Source organism: Bartonella sp. AP20NXHL (assembly GCF_042196165.1).
In the GTDB taxonomy this organism is placed as follows: Bacteria; Pseudomonadota; Alphaproteobacteria; order Rhizobiales; family Rhizobiaceae; genus Bartonella.
This window is the reverse complement of record NZ_JBHIPV010000006.1, coordinates 74341-92553: the sequence shown is the minus strand read 5'-3', so window position 1 is coordinate 92553 and position 18213 is coordinate 74341. Positions and strand designations below refer to the sequence as shown.

Here is an 18213-nt window from a genome sequence, read left to right as displayed (position 1 = left end):
ATTCCTATGCGTGAAATGATGAGCATGATGAAAAAAGCCAAAGAAATGCAAGAAAAAATGCAGAAGATTCAGGAGGAAATAGCTAATCTGCAAGCTGTGGGCACTGCAGGGGGTGGTCTCGTCAATATCACTTTAAGTGGCAAAAATATTATAACAGCAATTCAAATTGATCCTTCATTACTCAAACCTGAGGAAGGTGAAATTCTTGAAGATCTCATTATGGCAGCTTATAATGAAGCAAGAACAAAAATCGAAGTTGCAATAGAAGAAAAAACCAAAAGTATAACGGCAGGGCTACCACTCCCATCAGGTTTCAAGCTTCCATTTTAATGAAACGGTTTTTTCCCGTGAGACAAAAATATGTCTAAATACATTGCAGGACCTGAGATTGAACGTCTCATTCAGATTTTATCACGGTTACCAGGTCTTGGTCCACGTTCAGCGCGTCGTGCTGCGCTTCATCTTATCAAAAAAAAGGAGACATTGCTGGAGCCTTTGGGAGCGGCTATACAAGCAGCTATCGAAAAAGTCGGTATTTGTTCTGTTTGTGGAAATGTCGATACCATTGATCCTTGTTCAATTTGTACAGATTTGCGCCGCGATGATACAACAATCATCGTTGTTGAGGATATTGCTGATCTGTGGGCCCTTGAGCGCGCAAAAACTTTAGCCGCACGTTATCATGTGTTGGGTGGACGACTCTCCCCCTTAGATGGAATAGGTCCTGACGAACTCAACATTGCCACCTTAATACAGCGTGTTGTACAAAACCCTATTACGGAGATTATTCTTGCTGTCAATGCGACTGTCGAAGGTCAAACAACTGCTCACTATATCACTGATCAGCTTTCTAATTTTCCAGTTAAAATTACGCGACTTGCTCATGGTGTTCCTGTAGGAGGTGAGCTTGATTATCTTGATGATGGAACTTTAGCAGCAGCTGTACAAGCAAGAACAAATCTTTAAAACTTTTTCTTCTTAACCTTTAGCTCTTTAATGACGGGGGAATATTAAAATGATCAAGAAAAATCTCTCACTTTTAAACGACTTTGGTCCTGGTATTTTAGTATGTTTACTCATATCAGCCTTAGCTTATGGCTTAGAAGTTGTAGAAAAACAGTTTTTCACGGAAGCGTGGCTTGAAAGCCTTGTTTTGGCAATTCTTCTAGGATCAATTATCCGTAGTTGTTTTTCTTTGCCAACATATTTTCAAAAAGGTATCACCTTTTGTGCAAAAACACTTCTCGAAATTGCTATCGTTCTTCTAGGAGCAAGCATTAGCATTAACGCAGTCCTTTCAGCTGGCTGGAATTTGCTTGCTAGTATCATATTCGTGATATTCGTAACGATTATCCTGAGCTTTGCCATCGGCCGACTTTTCGGGCTTTCTACACATTTGGCAATGCTGGTCGCTTGTGGGAATGCTATTTGTGGCAATTCAGCTATTGTCGCCGTTGCACCTGTTATAAAAGCAAAACATGACGATGTAGCCGCGTCAATTGCCTTCACTGCTCTTTTAGGAATTCTTATTATTTTATTTCTACCCTTTTTACATCCATCTCTGAATTTGTCATTTAGCCAATATGGTGTGCTTGCTGGCATGGTTGTGTATGCTGTACCACAGGTTTTAGCAGCAACAGCACCTATCTCTTTTCTAAGTGTTCAAATTGCAACAATTGTCAAATTAGTACGGGTTCTCATGTTAGGCCCTGTTATTTTTACTCTATCAATCATTTATCGCCGATCAGCAGAAACACGCTTGCGTTTACATACCCTCGTCCCATGGTTTATCATTGGCTTTATTATCATGATGCTTGTTCGCTCAAGTGGTCTTATCCCTGAAAAGGCTATCAATCCCATCAAATTTATTGCCCAGTTGTTTACTGTTATCTCAATGGCTGCACTAGGATTAGGTGTTGATATCAGATCACTAAAAAAAGCAGGATGGCGCGTCATTTTGGCTTCAACCTGCTCCATAATTATTCTCGGTATTTGTAGCCTTATTATGATACAATTGAATGATTTAAATCATATAACATTTTAAAATGTGCATTGATTATTATTTTTTCAACGTAGTATGCAATCAACCCAAAGTCCTCATTATTATTAAAATCAGTTCTTTCATAAACCAGAAAAAGTTCTAAAATATTGCTCATTATTCTATACAAAAAATTGAAAGAGCTGATATTTAAGTGAAAACTGTCAATTTTGCTTTTCAGTCCATAATGGTTTGCAACGGGGTAGTATCAAAATACGTAACTCATACAAAACAATACCATTTCTTTCATCTGCTCTCATTACGCTGAGGTTTTTATACAAAGACTGATAAAATATATTCTTATTTGGAAAAAATGTGAGGTCATGACTTTTCCTCTTTTAAATTACTTTTACTTACTATGTAATACAAGTGGCATCAACGTACTATTTGATAGCTTAAAAGTTGTGACAACCCTTACATTTAAATGATTCGTGAAAGGAGTTTTGATTCATACGCTAACTCCGCTTGTAATATACAAGCTAATAAATTTAATTGTTTCACCATAAGTAAATTTAAAATAAGAGAATCTTACAATACTCAAGGTACTCATTCAAAAAGTGAAATAATAAGGATTAAATTAACATCTCGTTCTATCTCATAAAAAGATATTGTTGCTTATTGGCACTAGTAACTTTCTTACAAATGAAATATACGATAATGAAAAGATTAAAAATACAGCAGGACTTTTATTTATCGTTTTATTCAACTAAAATATTTTTATGCTTATCCTTGCTATAGATACTGCTTCAATTTATTGTGCTGTTGCGCTTATTCGTCATAAATCTGTTATTGCGCGTATCAATGAACGCATGAACAAAGGACATGCCGAAAAAATTATTGGGCAGATTACACAAATAATGAAACAAGCCAATATGACGCTTGATCAAGTTGAGCGTATTGCTGTCAATATTGGACCTGGATCATTTACTGGTGTACGTGTCGGTGTTGCAACAGCACGCGCTTTGGCATTAGCACTTGAAATACCAGCTGTTGGAGTGAGTGCTCTTGAAGCGTTAGCAGCACAAGTCATAAACAGTAAAAGTACAGTATCGGCAATTACTGTTGTCATTGAAGCAGGGAGAGGAATGTTCTACCATCAAAATTTTCATAATGATCTCACACCTTTGGGAGAGCCGGGATTAAAAACAATTGAAAATATCCTCGAAGATTTGCCAAAAAAAACCCGACTGACTGGCCCAGCTGCTGATGTCGTTATGGAACATATTAAAAACCATAAAATACACGAAAAAATTGTCCTAGAAAAAATCCCCTGCGAAGCGGCCGATATTGTAAACTATGCTTATCTTGCTGCAAACAAACAATCAAAAAATTCGCCTCGCCCACTCTATCTACGCAGCGCTGATGCAAAACAACAAACCAATTTTGCTTTGCCACAAAAAAAATAATGCCCAAATTTTCATTGACAAAAAAGATTTTTGGAATTGCTCCGCTACAAGTTAATGATAGTGCTTCTCTTCATCAAATTCATCAACATTGTTTTACCCCTTCTTGGGAAAAACAAGCTTTTGATAATTTCTTAACAGATCACTCTATCTTCGGATACAAAGTTTTTCTCATTGATCGCTCTGATCAAATTTTAGGCTTTTGCCTATGCCGTCTCATCCTTGATGAAGCAGAAATCATCACAATTGCTGTTCATCCTCATTATCGTCAACAAGGAATTGGTACCTTTCTTATCGATCGTACAGTTCACCATCTTCACGACAAGGGCGCTATAAAATTATTCTTGGAAGTAGAAGCCACAAATCTTTCTGCTTTGAACCTTTATCAACGCTTTGAATTTCAAAAAATTTCTGAACGTCTTGCCTACTACGCGTCAAAAAATGGTCGTGGTGATGCAATTATCATGCAAAAAACTTTTAAGCAAATAGATTGAGATTTGTGTAAAAAACATTTACACATGCGCTATGAATAAAGTAAATCCTAAAAATACGCCTCCTGTTGCTCCTAAAAAGGTTTTTATCAAAACCTATGGATGTCAAATGAATGTTTATGATAGCCAACGGATGACTGATAGCCTCAGTTCGCAAGGCTATGTGACAACACAAATTCCCAATGATGCCGATCTTATTCTTGTTAATACCTGTCATATTCGTGAAAAAGCAGCAGAAAAACTTTATTCTGATCTTGGTCGTTTGCGCGTTATGCGTCAAGAGCGCACACCTGATAAACCCCTGATGGTTGGTGTAACAGGTTGTGTTGCACAAGCTGAGGGAAGTGAAATCTTGCGCCGTGCTCCAACAGTGGATCTTGTTATTGGTCCGCAAATGTATCATCGCTTGCCAGAATTGTTAGAAAAAGCAAAACAAGGAAAAAAAATTATCGAAACAGACTATGCTGTTGAAGATAAATTTGCTCATTTGCCGCCCCATAATAAACATGCGGTAAGAAAACGAGGTGTTAGCGCATTTTTAACAGTACAGGAAGGTTGCGATAAATTTTGCACTTTTTGTGTTGTTCCTTACACACGCGGTGCTGAAATATCACGGTCTGTCGAGCAAATTACCGAGGAAGCCCGCCAACTCATCGAAGCGGGTGTCAAAGAAATTACGCTGCTTGGACAAAATGTCAATGGTTGGCATGGACAAAGTGCTGATGGCAAAACTTGGCGTCTTGGCGATCTTCTTTATCATCTTGCAAAACTCAATGGTTTAAAGCGTTTGCGTTACACAACCAGCCACCCACGTGATATGGATGATAGCCTTATTGCCGCGCATCGAGATCTTGATATGTTAATGCCTTACCTCCATCTTCCTGTTCAATCAGGTTCAGATCGCATCTTAAAAGCCATGAACAGACAACACAAAAGCTCTCATTATCTTCATCTTATCGAAAAAATTCGAAACGCACGGCCAGATATTGCCTTTTCAGGCGATTTTATTGTAGGGTTTCCAGGAGAAACAGATGAAGACTTTGAAGAAACCATTAAACTTATTCAACAAGTACAGTACAGTTCAGCTTATTCTTTTAAATATTCCCCCCGTCCTGGAACAGTGGGAGCCACAATGAAAAATCATGTTGATGAATCTGTAAAAGATTCCCGACTTCAACATTTACAAGCCCTTCTTCTTGAGCAACAAAATGCGTTTTTGCGTTCTAAAATTGATCAGAAAACGAACGTTCTCATCGAAAAACCTGGACGTCACTCAGGGCAAATGGTAGGGCGTTCCCCTTGGCTTTTACCTGTTGTTGTCGATACAGAAGCCTCTACAGGTAGCGTGATAGAAATTCATATTAAAAATGCAAGCTCAAACAGTTTTGTTGGTGAAGTGACAAATAGATAAACATGCCTCTAACACCTTGTTCAAAAATAAATATTTTTGAAAACTCTTTTATTTTAAAAGAAAATGATTACATCTAAAGCGTGCACTTTTTGTAAAAATTGTCTTTTATAAAGTTTACTTAACAAAATGTGCAATGTTTATGTAGATATGGAGAATAGGCTGAAAGCTTCAACCGAAAAAATAAAGCGTATTAAAGAAAAAGTAAATATGTCCCTTGAAAAGGCTGATACCTTGAAACAAACAAGCGCTTCAGATGTGAGCCAAGTTGTTTTGATTTTCGAAAATAATAAATATGCAAAAGCAGTTTTTGGTAAATTTGACGAAAATCTCGCTTATATCGAAAAAAAACTCGAACTTAGTATTCATCCGCGTGGTAATGAAGTCTTAATCCGTGGAAATATTTCTGTTATAAAACATGCGCAATATGTATTGCAGCAGCTTTATGAACGTGCCAAAACACATCAAGAGCTCACTTTATCAGATATAAAAGGAGCGATTGCTATGGTAAATATACCAAAGAAGCAGAAAGAAGACACAATAACACACAAATCTGCAACGAAACGTATACCAGCACGGTTGAGTACCCATAAAAAAATAATTCATGCAAGAACTCCAACACAAGACGCTTACATAAGCGCTATGGAGCATACTGAACTTGTGTTTGGTGTAGGACCAGCAGGAACAGGAAAAACGTATCTTGCTGTTGCTCATGCTGCAATGCTTCTAGAACGTGGTATCATTGAGCGAATTATTCTCTCACGTCCAGCTGTTGAAGCTGGAGAACATCTTGGTTTTCTTCCCGGTGATCTCAAAGAAAAAGTCGACCCATATTTACGACCACTTTATGATGCTCTTTATGATATGATGCCCGCTGAAAAAATAGAACGCATTTTAGCTTCTGGTGTCATAGAAATTGCTCCTCTCGCCTTTATGCGCGGACGAACACTTGCCCATGCTGCTGTTATTCTTGATGAGGCACAAAATACTACCCCCATGCAAATGAAGATGTTCCTCACACGTCTTGGAGAAGGAACGCGTATGATTGTTACCGGTGACGTAAGCCAAATTGATTTGCCTACAGGGCAAAAATCAGGTCTCATTGAAGCAATTCGCATTCTTTCAAATGTAGAAAATATTGCAATTGTGCATTTTGATGAAAAAGATGTTGTACGCCACCCACTTGTTGCTGCTATCGTTCGTGCTTATGATCGTGATTCCGAAATACAAAATAAAAAAAAATCATTCGCATGCGATGCATTAAAAAATGAATTTGATTCGTCATGATTATTATTGATATAATGATTAAAAGCGCAGGGTGGAATGATGAGAAAATGCTTTATAATATCACTGAAAAAGCATTAATGGCAACTATGCATCATGTTTCATTGGAAAATGTTGTAAGCGAGATTAGCCTGCTTTTTACGGATGATGAACATATGGCACAAATCAATGCACAATGGCGCAACAAAAACAAATCCACTAATGTATTATCCTTTCCTGCTTTTCCACTTAAAGCTGGAAATCAACCTGGTCCCATGCTCGGTGATATTATTATTGCCCGAGAAACTGTTGTTTTCGAAGCAGAGAAAGAAGGAAAAACATTTCAAGATCATTTAACGCATATGATTGTTCATGGTATCTTACATCTGCTTGGTTATGACCATGAAACTGATGATGAAGCATATAAAATGGAAAAGCTCGAAAGAGAAATTCTTCAAAAGCTTTCCATAAAAGATCCTTACGCATAATTGTCTATCAATGATAAAATTTAACTTTTAAAATCAATATTACCAGCATACCATTTAAAGCCTCTTATTTATCTGTTATAAAAAGAAAGTCTAAAAGATTTCAAAACCATGGCAAACAAAATAAATGCACAAAATAATAGTCAAGCATCTTCTAATAATGAAAAAGACCCCTCTCAACAGACGAATCATACAGAGAAATATTCCCTGATGAATCATTTATTTTCATTCTTACGGGGTCGTAATTGTGCATCTACGTCACTGCGCGATGATCTTACCGTTGCACTCACAACTAACAATGAAAAAGATACCGCCCTCTTCTCACCTGAAGAACGTACTATGCTGCATAACATTTTACGCTTACGTGAAGCACGCGTGGATGATGTTATGATACCTCGTTCTGAAATCGAAGCATTAGAAATAAACACCTCTCTTGGAGAAACCCTTCAATGTTTTGCAAAAATTGGTCATTCTCGTATACCCGTTTATGCTGAAACTTTAGATGATCCGCGCGGCATGATCCATATCCGCGATATTCTTAACTACATCACTCGCTTTATTATCAACCCAACAAAAACCGAACAAAAATCCGATTTGCTTCAATTAAACCATACAGACTTGCATACTCCAATCGGTGAATTGGATTTGATCCGAACAGTTCTCTTTGTTCCCAGTTCTATGCTTGCGAGCAAATTATTAACACGGATGCAAACTACACGAACTCAAATGGCTTTAGTTATTGATGAACATGGAGGAACAGATGGTCTCGTTTCAATGGAAGATATTGTTGAGTTAGTCGTTGGGGATATCGAAGATGAACATGATAATGTCGACAATGCTATCGTACGTGAACCAAATAATAAATGGCTCGTTGATGCAAGAACTGAACTAGAAGATGTGGAGAAAGCTCTTGGTCCTGATTTTATCGTAGGGGAATATGGTGATGAAGTTGATACTATTGGTGGTTTGATCGTCTCCATTCTTGATCGCATTCCTGCTAAAGGTGAAATTGTCGAAGCTGTACCTGGCTATAGATTTCGTATTTTAGAAGCTGATAAACGCCGGATTAAACGATTGCGCATTTTTCGCATTCCCAAAAATGAGAATCTTGAGAACAATGCCATCCCTAAAGAATAGTCCAGCGTTTTTAAACAATTTTATCGTTTTTTTGTTCTCTGTTACAGGCTGGAAGCGCCAAGCATGGATATTTCTGTGTGGTGCTCTTACTTCTTTTGCACTTCCACCCTTTTATTTAACACCTCTTTGCTTTTTAACTTTCCCTCTCTTTATTGTTTTACTTGACTCAATACGGGCCACCAAAAACAATAAAAAACATTTTTTTACTTACGCTTTAAGCTGTGGAACCTTTGGTTTTAGTTATTTTATTTGCGGCCTTTGGTGGCTATGCAATGCTTTGTTAACAGATCCAGATTCTTTTGGTTGGGCAGTCCCATTAGCCATTTTATTCCCTCCACTCTACCTTTCTCTTTATTGGTTTTTTTCTGGTTTCATTGTCGGTTTATTATGGACAAAAGGAATAGCACGCTTTTTTGTTTTAGCCTTTGCATTAGGATTATCCGAGTGGTTGCGTGCGTTTTTATTCACAGGATTTCCATGGAATTCTCTTGGCTATACAGCCATGCCAACCCCAATGTTCATGCAATCTGATGCAATCGTAGGACTTTACGGAATGAATATTCTTGCTGTCTTAGCCTACAGTTTGCCAACTGTTTTATTAACGAATGAAAAAAAGAAAGTGGCACTTTCTCTTTGCTTATCACTTATATTCATTCACTGTGGTTTTGGGTTTTATCGTCTTCATACTATAGAAAACACAGCTGAAGATCAAAAAAGTGCTTATTGGGTGCGTATTGTTCAACCGTCCATCCAACAAAATATAAAATTGCGTGATAATACACGAGAAGCTATGTTGGAAGCGCATATGAAGCTAAGTGCAACACCAACAACCGATCAAAATTCAGAACCCGATTTTATCATATGGCCGGAAGCTTCCGTTCCTTACCTTCTTTATGATAACTCATCTATCACAATGCGCATTGCCTCTCTTTTAAAACCTAAACAATGGGCTATTATCGGAGCAATACGCGCCAGCAATGATCTACCTCATTCCCAAACACAATATTTTAATACAATTGCAGTCATTAATGCTCAAGGTAATATTTTAAATACCTCCGATAAACTTCATTTGGTTCCTTTTGGTGAGTATCTTCCTTATCAGAATTTATTGAAAAAAATTGGATTGCGTACCCTTGCCGATAATATTGGTGGATATAGTACTGCAAGTGTGCGCAAAATTGTTACAATGCCAAACGGATTTTCTTATCTACCCTTAATTTGTTATGAAGCAATATTTCCCCATGAAATGACTTTTCAAGGCTCCCCGCCTCAAGCAATTATTAATATTACAAATGATGCATGGTTTGGTGTAACACCTGGACCCTATCAACATCTTCAACAAGCACAGCTTCGTGCCGTTGAACTGGGAATCCCCCTCATACGGGCAGCTAATAATGGCATATCAGCTGTTATTGATTCTTATGGACGAATCGTTGTAGCTCTTCGACAAAATGCTGTGGGCATTATTGATTCACAAGTTCCATCATCCATTACCCCTATAGGAAGCAATGAATACAGAACTTTCTCTACTTTTATCTTATTCATCCTTATGCTATTGTGTCGTGTTGGTTTTGGTTCTACAAAACAGCTTAAATGATTCAAGTGCCCTTTGTACGGCATTATGTTGCGTGTACCAGTAGTATTGGGAAAAAATATTACATATTGTTTTAATTATATGATAAATCAGCTTCGCATAAATATGATGTTGGTTTAGAAGAAAAGTGCTGGAAATAAAGAGTTGCATTATGACCGAAACTAGAAAAAAACCTGACCCTATAGATATCTATGTTGGAACTCGTATCCGTTTACGTCGTAATATTTTAGGACTCACTCAAGAGAAACTAGGTGAAAAATTAGGAATTACTTTTCAGCAAATCCAAAAATATGAAAAAGGAACAAACCGTATTGGTGCCAGTCGTCTTCAAGCGATAGCAGAAATTATGGATGTTCCTGTTTCTTACTTTTTTGATAAAGGTATTACCTCCCAACAAGTAGAGGGTTTTGCCGAAAGTGATCACAATTTTATAGACTTTTGTTCTAGCAGCGAAGGGATTCAGCTCATGCGCGCTTTTACAAATATATCTGATGCTAAAGTGCGTCGAAAAATTATTGATTTGGCAAAAGCACTTTCTGAGGAAGATGTGACAAATAAGTTATAAATTAAAATTATATCTTTTCTCTTTTATTCATATAAATTTGCATTGACGATTTGCTACAGAATTAGCAAATGGTAGCGACTTTAGTAAGCAATTAATTAAATCGTTGGTTTTCTTTTTTGAAGGAGTTCCTATGCCGCATCAAGATTATCTTTTTACGAGCGAATCGGTATCGGAAGGACATCCTGATAAAATTTGTGATCGTATTTCCGATGAAATCGTTGATATGATCTATAAAGAAGCTGAAAAGACTGGTACTGATCCATGGTTAGTACGCGTTGCCTGTGAAACTCTCGTCAGTGTCAACCGTGTTGTTATCGCTGGTGAAGTACGTGTTCCCGATACGCTATTAAAAAAAGATAAAAATAAAGAATTCATCTACGATGAAACTAGCTTTCCACTCATTAATCCTACACGTTTTCGTACAGCAGCGCGCCGTGCTATTCGTACCATTGGCTATGAACAAGCAGGATTCCATTGGAAAACTGTTAAAATTGATGTTCTTTTGCGCCCCCAATCAGCTGATATAGCAAGAGGGGTTGATAATGCTACGGATCGGCACGGTGAAGAAGGAGCAGGTGATCAAGGCATCATGTTTGGATATGCTTGCCGTGAAACACCTGATCTCATGCCTGCACCAATTTATTATGCGCATAAAATTCTCAAACTTCTTGCCGCAGCCCGACATAAAGGAGAGGGAGAAACTGGAAAATTAGGACCAGATGCTAAAAGCCAAATAACCATACGCTATAAAAATGGAAAACCAATAGAGGTCACATCCATCGTTCTTTCAACGCAGCACCTTGATGAAAGCTGGGATTCCAATAAAGTACGTACAGTGGTTGAGCCTTACATTCGCCAAGCTTTACATGACATTCCCATTGCAGCTCAATGCAGTTGGTATATTAACCCAACAGGAAAATTTGTTATTGGAGGACCTCAAAGCGATGCCGGATTAACGGGACGCAAAATTATTGTGGATACTTACGGAGGTGCAGCACCCCATGGAGGCGGTGCTTTTTCAGGAAAAGATACAACAAAAGTTGATCGTTCTGCTGCCTATGCGGCACGCTATCTGGCTAAGAATATTGTTGCTGCTCATTTAGCAGAGAGATGCACCATTCAACTCTCCTATGCAATTGGTATCGCACAACCTTTATCTATTTATCTTAATCTTCATGGAACAGGAAAAGTCGATGAAAAAGTTATTGAAGCAGCCATCCGCAAAATAATGGACCTTTCACCTACCGGCATTCGAAAACATCTTGACCTCAATAAACCTATTTATGCAAAAACAGCTGCCTATGGTCACTTTGGTCGTAAACCAAAAAACGATGGTTCGTTTTCATGGGAAAAAACTGATCTCGTGAAAACGCTTCAAACAATGATCCAAATCCCATGATTAAACATAATATACGTAAGAGTGAAGCATTTTTTGGACGCCGACAAGGAAAACAACTTCGAAACAGTCAGCTTACACGTATAAAAATGCTTCTCCCCAATTTTAATATTGATTTAAATGTTCCTCCTCCTTCAAACCTTACATCCTTATTTTCAAGCAAAGTAAGAGAAATTCGACTTGAAATCGGCTTTGGTGGAGGTGAACATTTACTTCATGAAATGGAATATTTTCCAAAAACTGGTTTTATCGGCGTCGAGCCCTTTATCAATGGCATGGCAAAAATATTGTTGTCTCTTGAACAGCATCAAAACCATCAAAATCGTCTTCGCCTCTATAATGATGATGCTACACGCCTCCTTGATTGGCTCCCTGATAACTCGCTTGATGGAATAGACCTCTTCTATCCTGATCCTTGGCCGAAAAAGAAACACTGGAAACGACGTTTCATCAACATAAAAAATCTTAACCGTTTTGCTCGTGTTCTTAAAATAGGGAAATTTTTTCGCTTTGCTAGCGATATAGACAGTTATGTAAACTGGACTTTGTACCATTGTGCACAACATGATCACTTTGAATGGAAAGCAGAAAGCCCTCAAGACTGGAAACTCCCTTATCCACTATGGAGTGGAACCCGCTATGAAGCAAAAGCTTTACGCGAAGGACGAACGCCTGCCTATCTTACCTTTATCAAGAAATAAATGATCAAGCGCTTTTCTCATAAACAACTTGAAAAATTTTGAATTTAAGAGTATCAATAGTTAAATTCTTGGTCTTATGATGAAGAGTGGGCCGTTGGACCCGCTCTTTTTTAATATCATAAAACTGATGAAAACAACTTGGATAAAATGTATGAACGAAGCTGAAAAAATAAGCAATCTTGACGAACCGCGCTTGTTTGAAGAAGAGGGTATCGAAGCACAGGTTGCTGCTCTTGTCATACCACTACTTAAACCTTTAGGTTTTCGTTTGGTTCGTGTAAAACTCCTTGGTCAAAATGGTTTAACACTTCAAATTATGGTTGAACGTGCCGATGGTTCTATGACCATAGAAGATTGTGAAACTGTTAGTCGAACTGTTTCCCCACTCCTTGATGTCCAAAATGTTATTGAACGCAAATATCATTTAGAAATCTCATCACCTGGAATCGATCGTCCATTGGTAAGAAAATCTGATTTTTTTCATTGGCAAGGGCATCTTGCAAAAATTGAAACAAAAATAATAATTGATGGGCGCCGAAAATTTCGCGGGACACTTACAAATATCACGCAAGATGGATTTATTTTAAACACCGATAAAGCTGCTTATGGAGAAGCCATGTATACCCCTATTTCCTTTTGTGATATCATAAATGCACATTTAGTGCTTACCGATGAGCTTATTCGCGATGCATTGAAACAAAATAAAGATTTAAGTCAACAATTCATTGCCGAAGAGAACGCTAACGACTCTATACAGACGCTCAATTTCAAAAAATAATATCACAGGGGAATACCCATCGTGTGGCACAAAGAAGGAGAAAATTGATGGCTACAAGCGCTAACAGGCTTGAGATTCTGCAAATTGCAGATGCTGTTGCACGTGAAAAGTCAATCGACCGTGAAATTGTCATTTCTGCGATGGCTGATGCTATTCAAAAAGCAGCACGTTCTCGTTATGGTCAAGAAACCAATATCCGTGCTGAAATCAATTCTAAAACAGGTGAAATTAAATTACAGCGCCTGCTTAAAATCGTTGATGTCGTTGAAGACTATACAACGGAAATTACTTTGTCTGATGCTCTCAAACATCAAGCAGAAGCAAAAATTGGTGATTTTTTTGCTGATCTTTTACCTCCTATGGATTTTGGACGTATCGCAGCACAATCTGCTAAACAGGTTATTGTACAAAAAGTACGCGACGCAGAGCGTGATCAGCAATATGAGGAATTCAAAAATAAAGTTGGTGAAATTATTTCTGGTACAGTTAAGCGTGTGGAATATGGTAACGTCATCGTTGATCTAGGGCGCGGTGAAGCTATTGTGCGCCGTGATGAATTAATTCCTCGTGAATCATTCCGCTATGGAGATCGCATTCGTGCTTTTGTCAATGATGTACACCGTGAAACGCGTGGGCCGCAAATCTTCCTTTCACGCACACATCCCCAATTTATGGTAAAACTTTTCACTATGGAAGTGCCAGAAATTTATGATGGTATTATAGAAATAAAATCTGTAGCTCGTGATCCAGGTTCACGGGCTAAAATCGCCGTTGTTTCACGCGATGGTTCCATTGATCCTGTTGGAGCATGCGTTGGAATGCGAGGAAGTCGTGTACAAGCTGTTGTTGCTGAATTACAAGGCGAAAAAATTGATATTATTCCTTGGTCGCCTGATGCGGCAACATTTGTCGTTAATGCACTGCAACCTGCTGAAGTTTCTAAAATTATCCTTGATGAAGATGCTGAACGGATTGAAGTTATTGTGCCAGATGATCAACTTAGCCTTGCTATTGGACGACGTGGGCAAAATGTTCGCTTGGCTTCACAGCTAACAGGATGGAACATTGATATTTTAACGGAAAAGGAAGAATCTGAAAATCGTCAAAAAGAATTTACTGAACGGAGTAAATTGTTTATGGAAGCCTTAGAGGTTGACGAAATGATCGGACAGGTTATGGCATCAGAGGGTTTTTCTTCTATTGAAGAAATCGCCTATATTGATCTTGAAGAAATCGCTTCTATTGATGGTTTTGACCATGATACCGCCGCTGAAATCCAAAGTCGTGCCCGCGAATATCTTGATCATCAAGAAAAAGAACTTGATGAAAAACGCAAAAAGCTCGGAGTTTCTGACGAATTGCGAACACTTCCTGGAATGACAAGTGCTATGTTGGTTGCTGTAGGTGAGGATGGTGTAAAAACGATAGAAGACTTTGCTGGCTATGCCGTTGATGATTTAGCTGGTTGGAGAGAACGCAAAGAAGGTCAAACACAGAATTTTTCTGGTATTTTAACCCCTTTTGACATTACACGCGCAGATGCAGAAGCTATGGTTTTAGCCGCACGTGTACAAGCAGGCTGGATAGACCAAGCTGATCTTGTTACAGAAAATCCTGTAGAAGATGAAAATTCTACAGAAAATGAAAAAATAGATGATTTGGATGTGGATACACTTTAAATGAATGAACGGACTTGCATTGTGACCCGAAAAAATGCTTCAGCACAAACGCTGATCCGTTTTGTTATTGGTCCCAATAACCAAATTGTTCCTGATCTTAAAGCGAATTTACCAGGGCGTGGCGTTTGGATTTCCGCCCATCACGCTGTTATTGAGAAAGCAATAAAACAGAAAGCTTTTCATAGAAATTTTAAAACAGATGTTGAGGTTGCACCAAATCTTGTGCATGTTATTGATACGCTTTTACTAAAAGCCGCTCTTTCAAGCCTTTCCATGGCACGAAAAGCGGGAGCAATTGTTATGGGAGCAACAAAGGTTGACGCTGCTATCCGCTCTGGTAAAGTTATTCTTGTACTTCATGCTAAAGAAACAACAGAAGATGGGAAACGAAAAATTGCACAGGCCATCCATTCAATACAACAACAAACAAATCGGACTATAAAAACCATATCTTTATTTACAAGTGATGAAATGCGAGTGGCTTTTGGCTCTAATCCTGTAATGCACGCGGCCTTACTGGACACAAAGGCTGCTGAAGGATTTCTCAAAACGACATGTAAATTGATCAGCTATCGTGACGACAAGCATAGTAAGTCTAGTGAGATGACGGCACAAGCCGTGAAGGAAGTACAATGAGTGAAAATAACAACGACAAAACAACCGTCAAGAAGACACTAACTCTCAAGAGGTCTGTCTTGGAAACGAGCACGGTTAAACAAAATTTTAGTCATGGCCGTACGAAGGCTGTCGTTGTCGAAACCAAACGGCGTAAAATTACGCGACCTGATGAAAAAGCTGAAACCCTACAGCCCATTACAAAGCCGCATGTGGCCCCCCAGCGTTCTAAACCGCGTTTTGAGGGAAAAAAGCCTCAAGAATCTGTGGCCAAAAGCAATCTTTCATCAACTGAAATGGAAGCGAGACTTCGCGCGTTAGAAGAAGCACATATCCAAGAAAGAATAACGCGAGAACAAGCCGAAGAAGAAGCAAGACGCGCTAAAGAGCGTGAAGAAATTTTACAGCAAGAAAGTAAAGAAAAAGAAATACATCTCCAACAAGAAGAAGAAATATCACCAGTACAGACTCCACCTGTTCCCCCTCTCATTGAACAGACAGATATTCCTATTGCGCCTAAAAACACAACCGTGATTGAAAAACGCAAAATAGATGACAATAAAGAGGAAGAACGGCATAGTCGACGTGCTAATCCTGCTAAATCAGAAATACGTGTACCAAAAGTTGTCAAAGGAGCTGATGAGCGGCGGCGCGGAAAGCTAACTCTGAATAGTGCACTGGATGAAGAAGGAAACGCACGTGGGCGCTCAATGGCTGCAATGCGGCGTAGACAGGAAAAGTTTAAGCGTGCACAAAATCAAGAACCAAGAGAAAAAATTTCTCGCGAAGTTGTTCTTCCTGAAACGATTACCATTCAAGAGCTCGCACAACGTATGACGGAGCGTTCTGTTGATGTGATTAAATTCTTGATGAAACAAGGACAAATGATGAAACCTGGCGATGTTATTGATGCAGATGTTGCCGAACTCATCGCTGTTGAATTTGGCCATACTGTTAAACGTGTTTTAGAATCTGACGTAGAAGAAGGTATCTTTAATATAAAAGATAATCCTCAAAACATGCAGCAGCGTCCCCCTGTTGTAACCATTATGGGCCATGTTGACCACGGAAAAACTTCTCTTTTGGATGCTATTCGTAAAGCAAATGTTGTTTCTGGCGAAGCAGGAGGTATTACGCAGCATATTGGTGCCTATCAAGTAGAACAAAACGGTCAAAAAATTACCTTTATTGATACACCTGGTCATGCTGCATTTACGGCTATGCGTGCACGTGGAGCTCGTGTTACTGATATTGCTGTTCTCGTTGTAGCCGCTGATGATAGTGTTATGCCCCAAACGATTGAATCAATCAATCATGCGAAAGTTGCTGGTGTACCTATCATTGTTGCTATCAACAAAATTGATAAACCAGCTGCGAATGCACAAAAAGTACGTACAGAACTTCTACAACATGAAGTGTTTGTTGAAACTATGGGCGGTGAAACTTTGGACGTTGAAGTTTCTGCTAAAACTGGTCAAAATCTTGATAAACTTCTCGAAGCTATCCTTCTTCAGGCTGAAATGCTTGATCTGAAAGCAGATCCTCAACGAACTGCAGAAGGCGTTATCATTGAAGCCAAATTGGATCGCGGACGTGGATCTGTTGCAACAGTTCTTGTTCAAAAAGGTACATTACACCCTTCTGATATTATAGTTGCCGGAAATGAATGGGGTCGTGTGCGTGCTTTGATTGACGACCATGGCCGCCATGTCAAAGAAGCCGTTCCCTCTACACCGATTGAAATTTTAGGAATGCAAGGAACACCACAAGCCGGAGACCGTTTTGCTGTTGTCACACATGAAGCAAAAGCACGTGAAATTTCTGAATATCGTCAACGATTAGCACGTGATAAAGCTGTTGCGCGGCAAACTGGTTCGCGTGGTTCTCTTGAACAGATGATGACAAAATTGCAAACGACTGGTGTTAAGGAGTTTTCTCTTATTATAAAAGGGGATGTGCAAGGATCAATTGAAGCAATTGCTTCAGCATTGGAAAAACTCGGAAATGATGAGGTTCGTGCGCGTATTGTACATTCTGGTGCTGGAGGAATTACCGAAAGTGATATTTCTCTTGCGGAAGCTTCTAACTCTGCTGTAATTGGCTTTAATGTTCGAGCCAATAAGCAGGCACGTGATTTTGCTAAAACACAAGGAATTGAAATTCGTTATTATAACATCATTTATGATCTTGTTGACGATATCAAGGCTGCCATGTCTGGATTACTCTCACCAGAACAGCGTGAAACTTTCCTTGGTAATGCTGAAATTCTAGAAGTCTTTAACATTACAAAAATTGGAAAAGTTGCAGGATGTCGTGTTACAGAAGGTAAAATAGAACGAGGAGCCGGTGTTCGCCTTATCCGCGATAATATCGTTATTCACGAAGGAAAGCTGAAAACACTCAAACGTTTTAAAGATGAAGTCAGTGAAGTGCAAAGTGGTCAAGAATGTGGAATAGCCTTTGAAAATTATGACGACATGCGCGCAGGAGACATCATTGAGACCTTCCGTATCGAACATATTAATCGTACATTATAAAATAATCCAATAACCTTATTCTGTTATAAAATGAGAAAAAGTTATTAGATTTTATACACAATATCTTTTTTTCCTTATCTAAATGGTCAAAAAAAGAGATCTTGTAGCAAGGATAAAACTTTG

Annotated in this window: 17 protein-coding genes; all 17 read left to right on the top strand. The window is 38.7% G+C overall.

Annotated elements, in window-relative coordinates:
• The first annotated feature begins 6 nt into the window (after positions 1–6).
• The 17 genes from ACFILL_RS05065 (at position 7) to infB (ending at position 18090) form a co-directional block, all read left to right on the top strand.
• Positions 7–330, top strand: a complete 324-nt coding sequence (locus tag ACFILL_RS05065) for a YbaB/EbfC family nucleoid-associated protein (RefSeq protein ID WP_375643396.1) — start codon at positions 7–9, stop codon at positions 328–330.
• Positions 331–360: 30 nt separating this feature from the next.
• Positions 361–966, top strand: a complete 606-nt coding sequence (gene recR / locus ACFILL_RS05060; RefSeq protein ID WP_273790577.1) for a recombination mediator RecR — start codon at positions 361–363, stop codon at positions 964–966.
• A gap of 49 nt (positions 967–1015) precedes the next feature.
• Positions 1016–2044 carry a YeiH family protein gene (locus ACFILL_RS05055; protein ID WP_273790578.1) on the top strand — a complete coding sequence of 343 codons (1029 nt, stop codon included), beginning with the start codon at positions 1016–1018 and terminating at the stop codon, positions 2042–2044.
• 713 nt (positions 2045–2757) lie between these two features.
• Positions 2758–3444 (top strand): tRNA (adenosine(37)-N6)-threonylcarbamoyltransferase complex dimerization subunit type 1 TsaB, encoded by a 687-nt coding sequence (tsaB, locus tag ACFILL_RS05050; RefSeq protein WP_375631069.1) that lies wholly within the window; start codon positions 2758–2760, stop codon positions 3442–3444.
• The gene (rimI, locus tag ACFILL_RS05045) at positions 3444–3935 is read left to right on the top strand and encodes a ribosomal protein S18-alanine N-acetyltransferase (RefSeq protein WP_273790580.1); all 492 of its coding nucleotides are present in this window, start codon (positions 3444–3446) and stop codon (positions 3933–3935) included. The genes tsaB and rimI overlap by 1 nt, the downstream gene beginning before the upstream one ends.
• A gap of 31 nt (positions 3936–3966) precedes the next feature.
• Positions 3967–5343, top strand: coding sequence for a tRNA (N6-isopentenyl adenosine(37)-C2)-methylthiotransferase MiaB (gene miaB / locus ACFILL_RS05040; protein WP_375631070.1), 1377 nt, complete (start codon positions 3967–3969; stop codon positions 5341–5343).
• A gap of 159 nt (positions 5344–5502) precedes the next feature.
• Positions 5503–6627 carry a PhoH family protein gene (locus ACFILL_RS05035; RefSeq protein WP_375637610.1) on the top strand — a complete coding sequence of 375 codons (1125 nt, stop codon included), beginning with the start codon at positions 5503–5505 and terminating at the stop codon, positions 6625–6627.
• A complete protein-coding gene (gene ybeY, locus ACFILL_RS05030; RefSeq protein WP_375637600.1) occupies positions 6624–7091 on the top strand; it encodes an rRNA maturation RNase YbeY in 468 nt (155 codons plus the stop codon). The genes ACFILL_RS05035 and ybeY overlap by 4 nt, the downstream gene beginning before the upstream one ends.
• 108 nt (positions 7092–7199) lie before the next feature.
• Complete coding sequence (locus tag ACFILL_RS05025) at positions 7200–8225, top strand: hemolysin family protein (RefSeq protein WP_273790583.1); 1026 nt, start codon at positions 7200–7202, stop codon at positions 8223–8225.
• Entirely contained in the window at positions 8188–9822 is a 1635-nt protein-coding gene (lnt, locus tag ACFILL_RS05020) for an apolipoprotein N-acyltransferase (protein WP_273790584.1), read from the top strand. Before ACFILL_RS05025 ends, lnt begins: the two co-directional genes overlap by 38 nt.
• Positions 9823–9970: 148 nt before the next feature.
• Positions 9971–10384 carry a helix-turn-helix domain-containing protein gene (locus ACFILL_RS05015; protein WP_273790585.1) on the top strand — a complete coding sequence of 138 codons (414 nt, stop codon included), beginning with the start codon at positions 9971–9973 and terminating at the stop codon, positions 10382–10384.
• A 130-nt stretch (positions 10385–10514) separates the two neighbouring features.
• Entirely contained in the window at positions 10515–11783 is a 1269-nt protein-coding gene (gene metK, locus ACFILL_RS05010) for a methionine adenosyltransferase (RefSeq protein WP_273790586.1), read from the top strand.
• Positions 11780–12481, top strand: coding sequence for a tRNA (guanine(46)-N(7))-methyltransferase TrmB (locus tag ACFILL_RS05005; protein ID WP_375631073.1), 702 nt, complete (start codon positions 11780–11782; stop codon positions 12479–12481). Before metK ends, ACFILL_RS05005 begins: the two co-directional genes overlap by 4 nt.
• Before the next feature lie 127 nt (positions 12482–12608).
• Positions 12609–13259, top strand: a complete 651-nt coding sequence (gene rimP, locus ACFILL_RS05000) for a ribosome maturation factor RimP (RefSeq protein WP_273790647.1) — start codon at positions 12609–12611, stop codon at positions 13257–13259.
• Positions 13260–13306: 47 nt separating this feature from the next.
• Positions 13307–14938: a transcription termination factor NusA gene (gene nusA / locus ACFILL_RS04995; RefSeq protein WP_375631074.1), complete on the top strand. Its 1632-nt coding sequence runs from the start codon at positions 13307–13309 to the stop codon at positions 14936–14938.
• Positions 14939–15574, top strand: coding sequence for an RNA-binding protein (locus ACFILL_RS04990; RefSeq protein WP_273790589.1), 636 nt, complete (start codon positions 14939–14941; stop codon positions 15572–15574).
• Entirely contained in the window at positions 15571–18090 is a 2520-nt protein-coding gene (gene infB, locus ACFILL_RS04985) for a translation initiation factor IF-2 (RefSeq protein WP_273790590.1), read from the top strand. The genes ACFILL_RS04990 and infB overlap by 4 nt, the downstream gene beginning before the upstream one ends.
• Positions 18091–18213 lie beyond the last annotated feature (123 nt).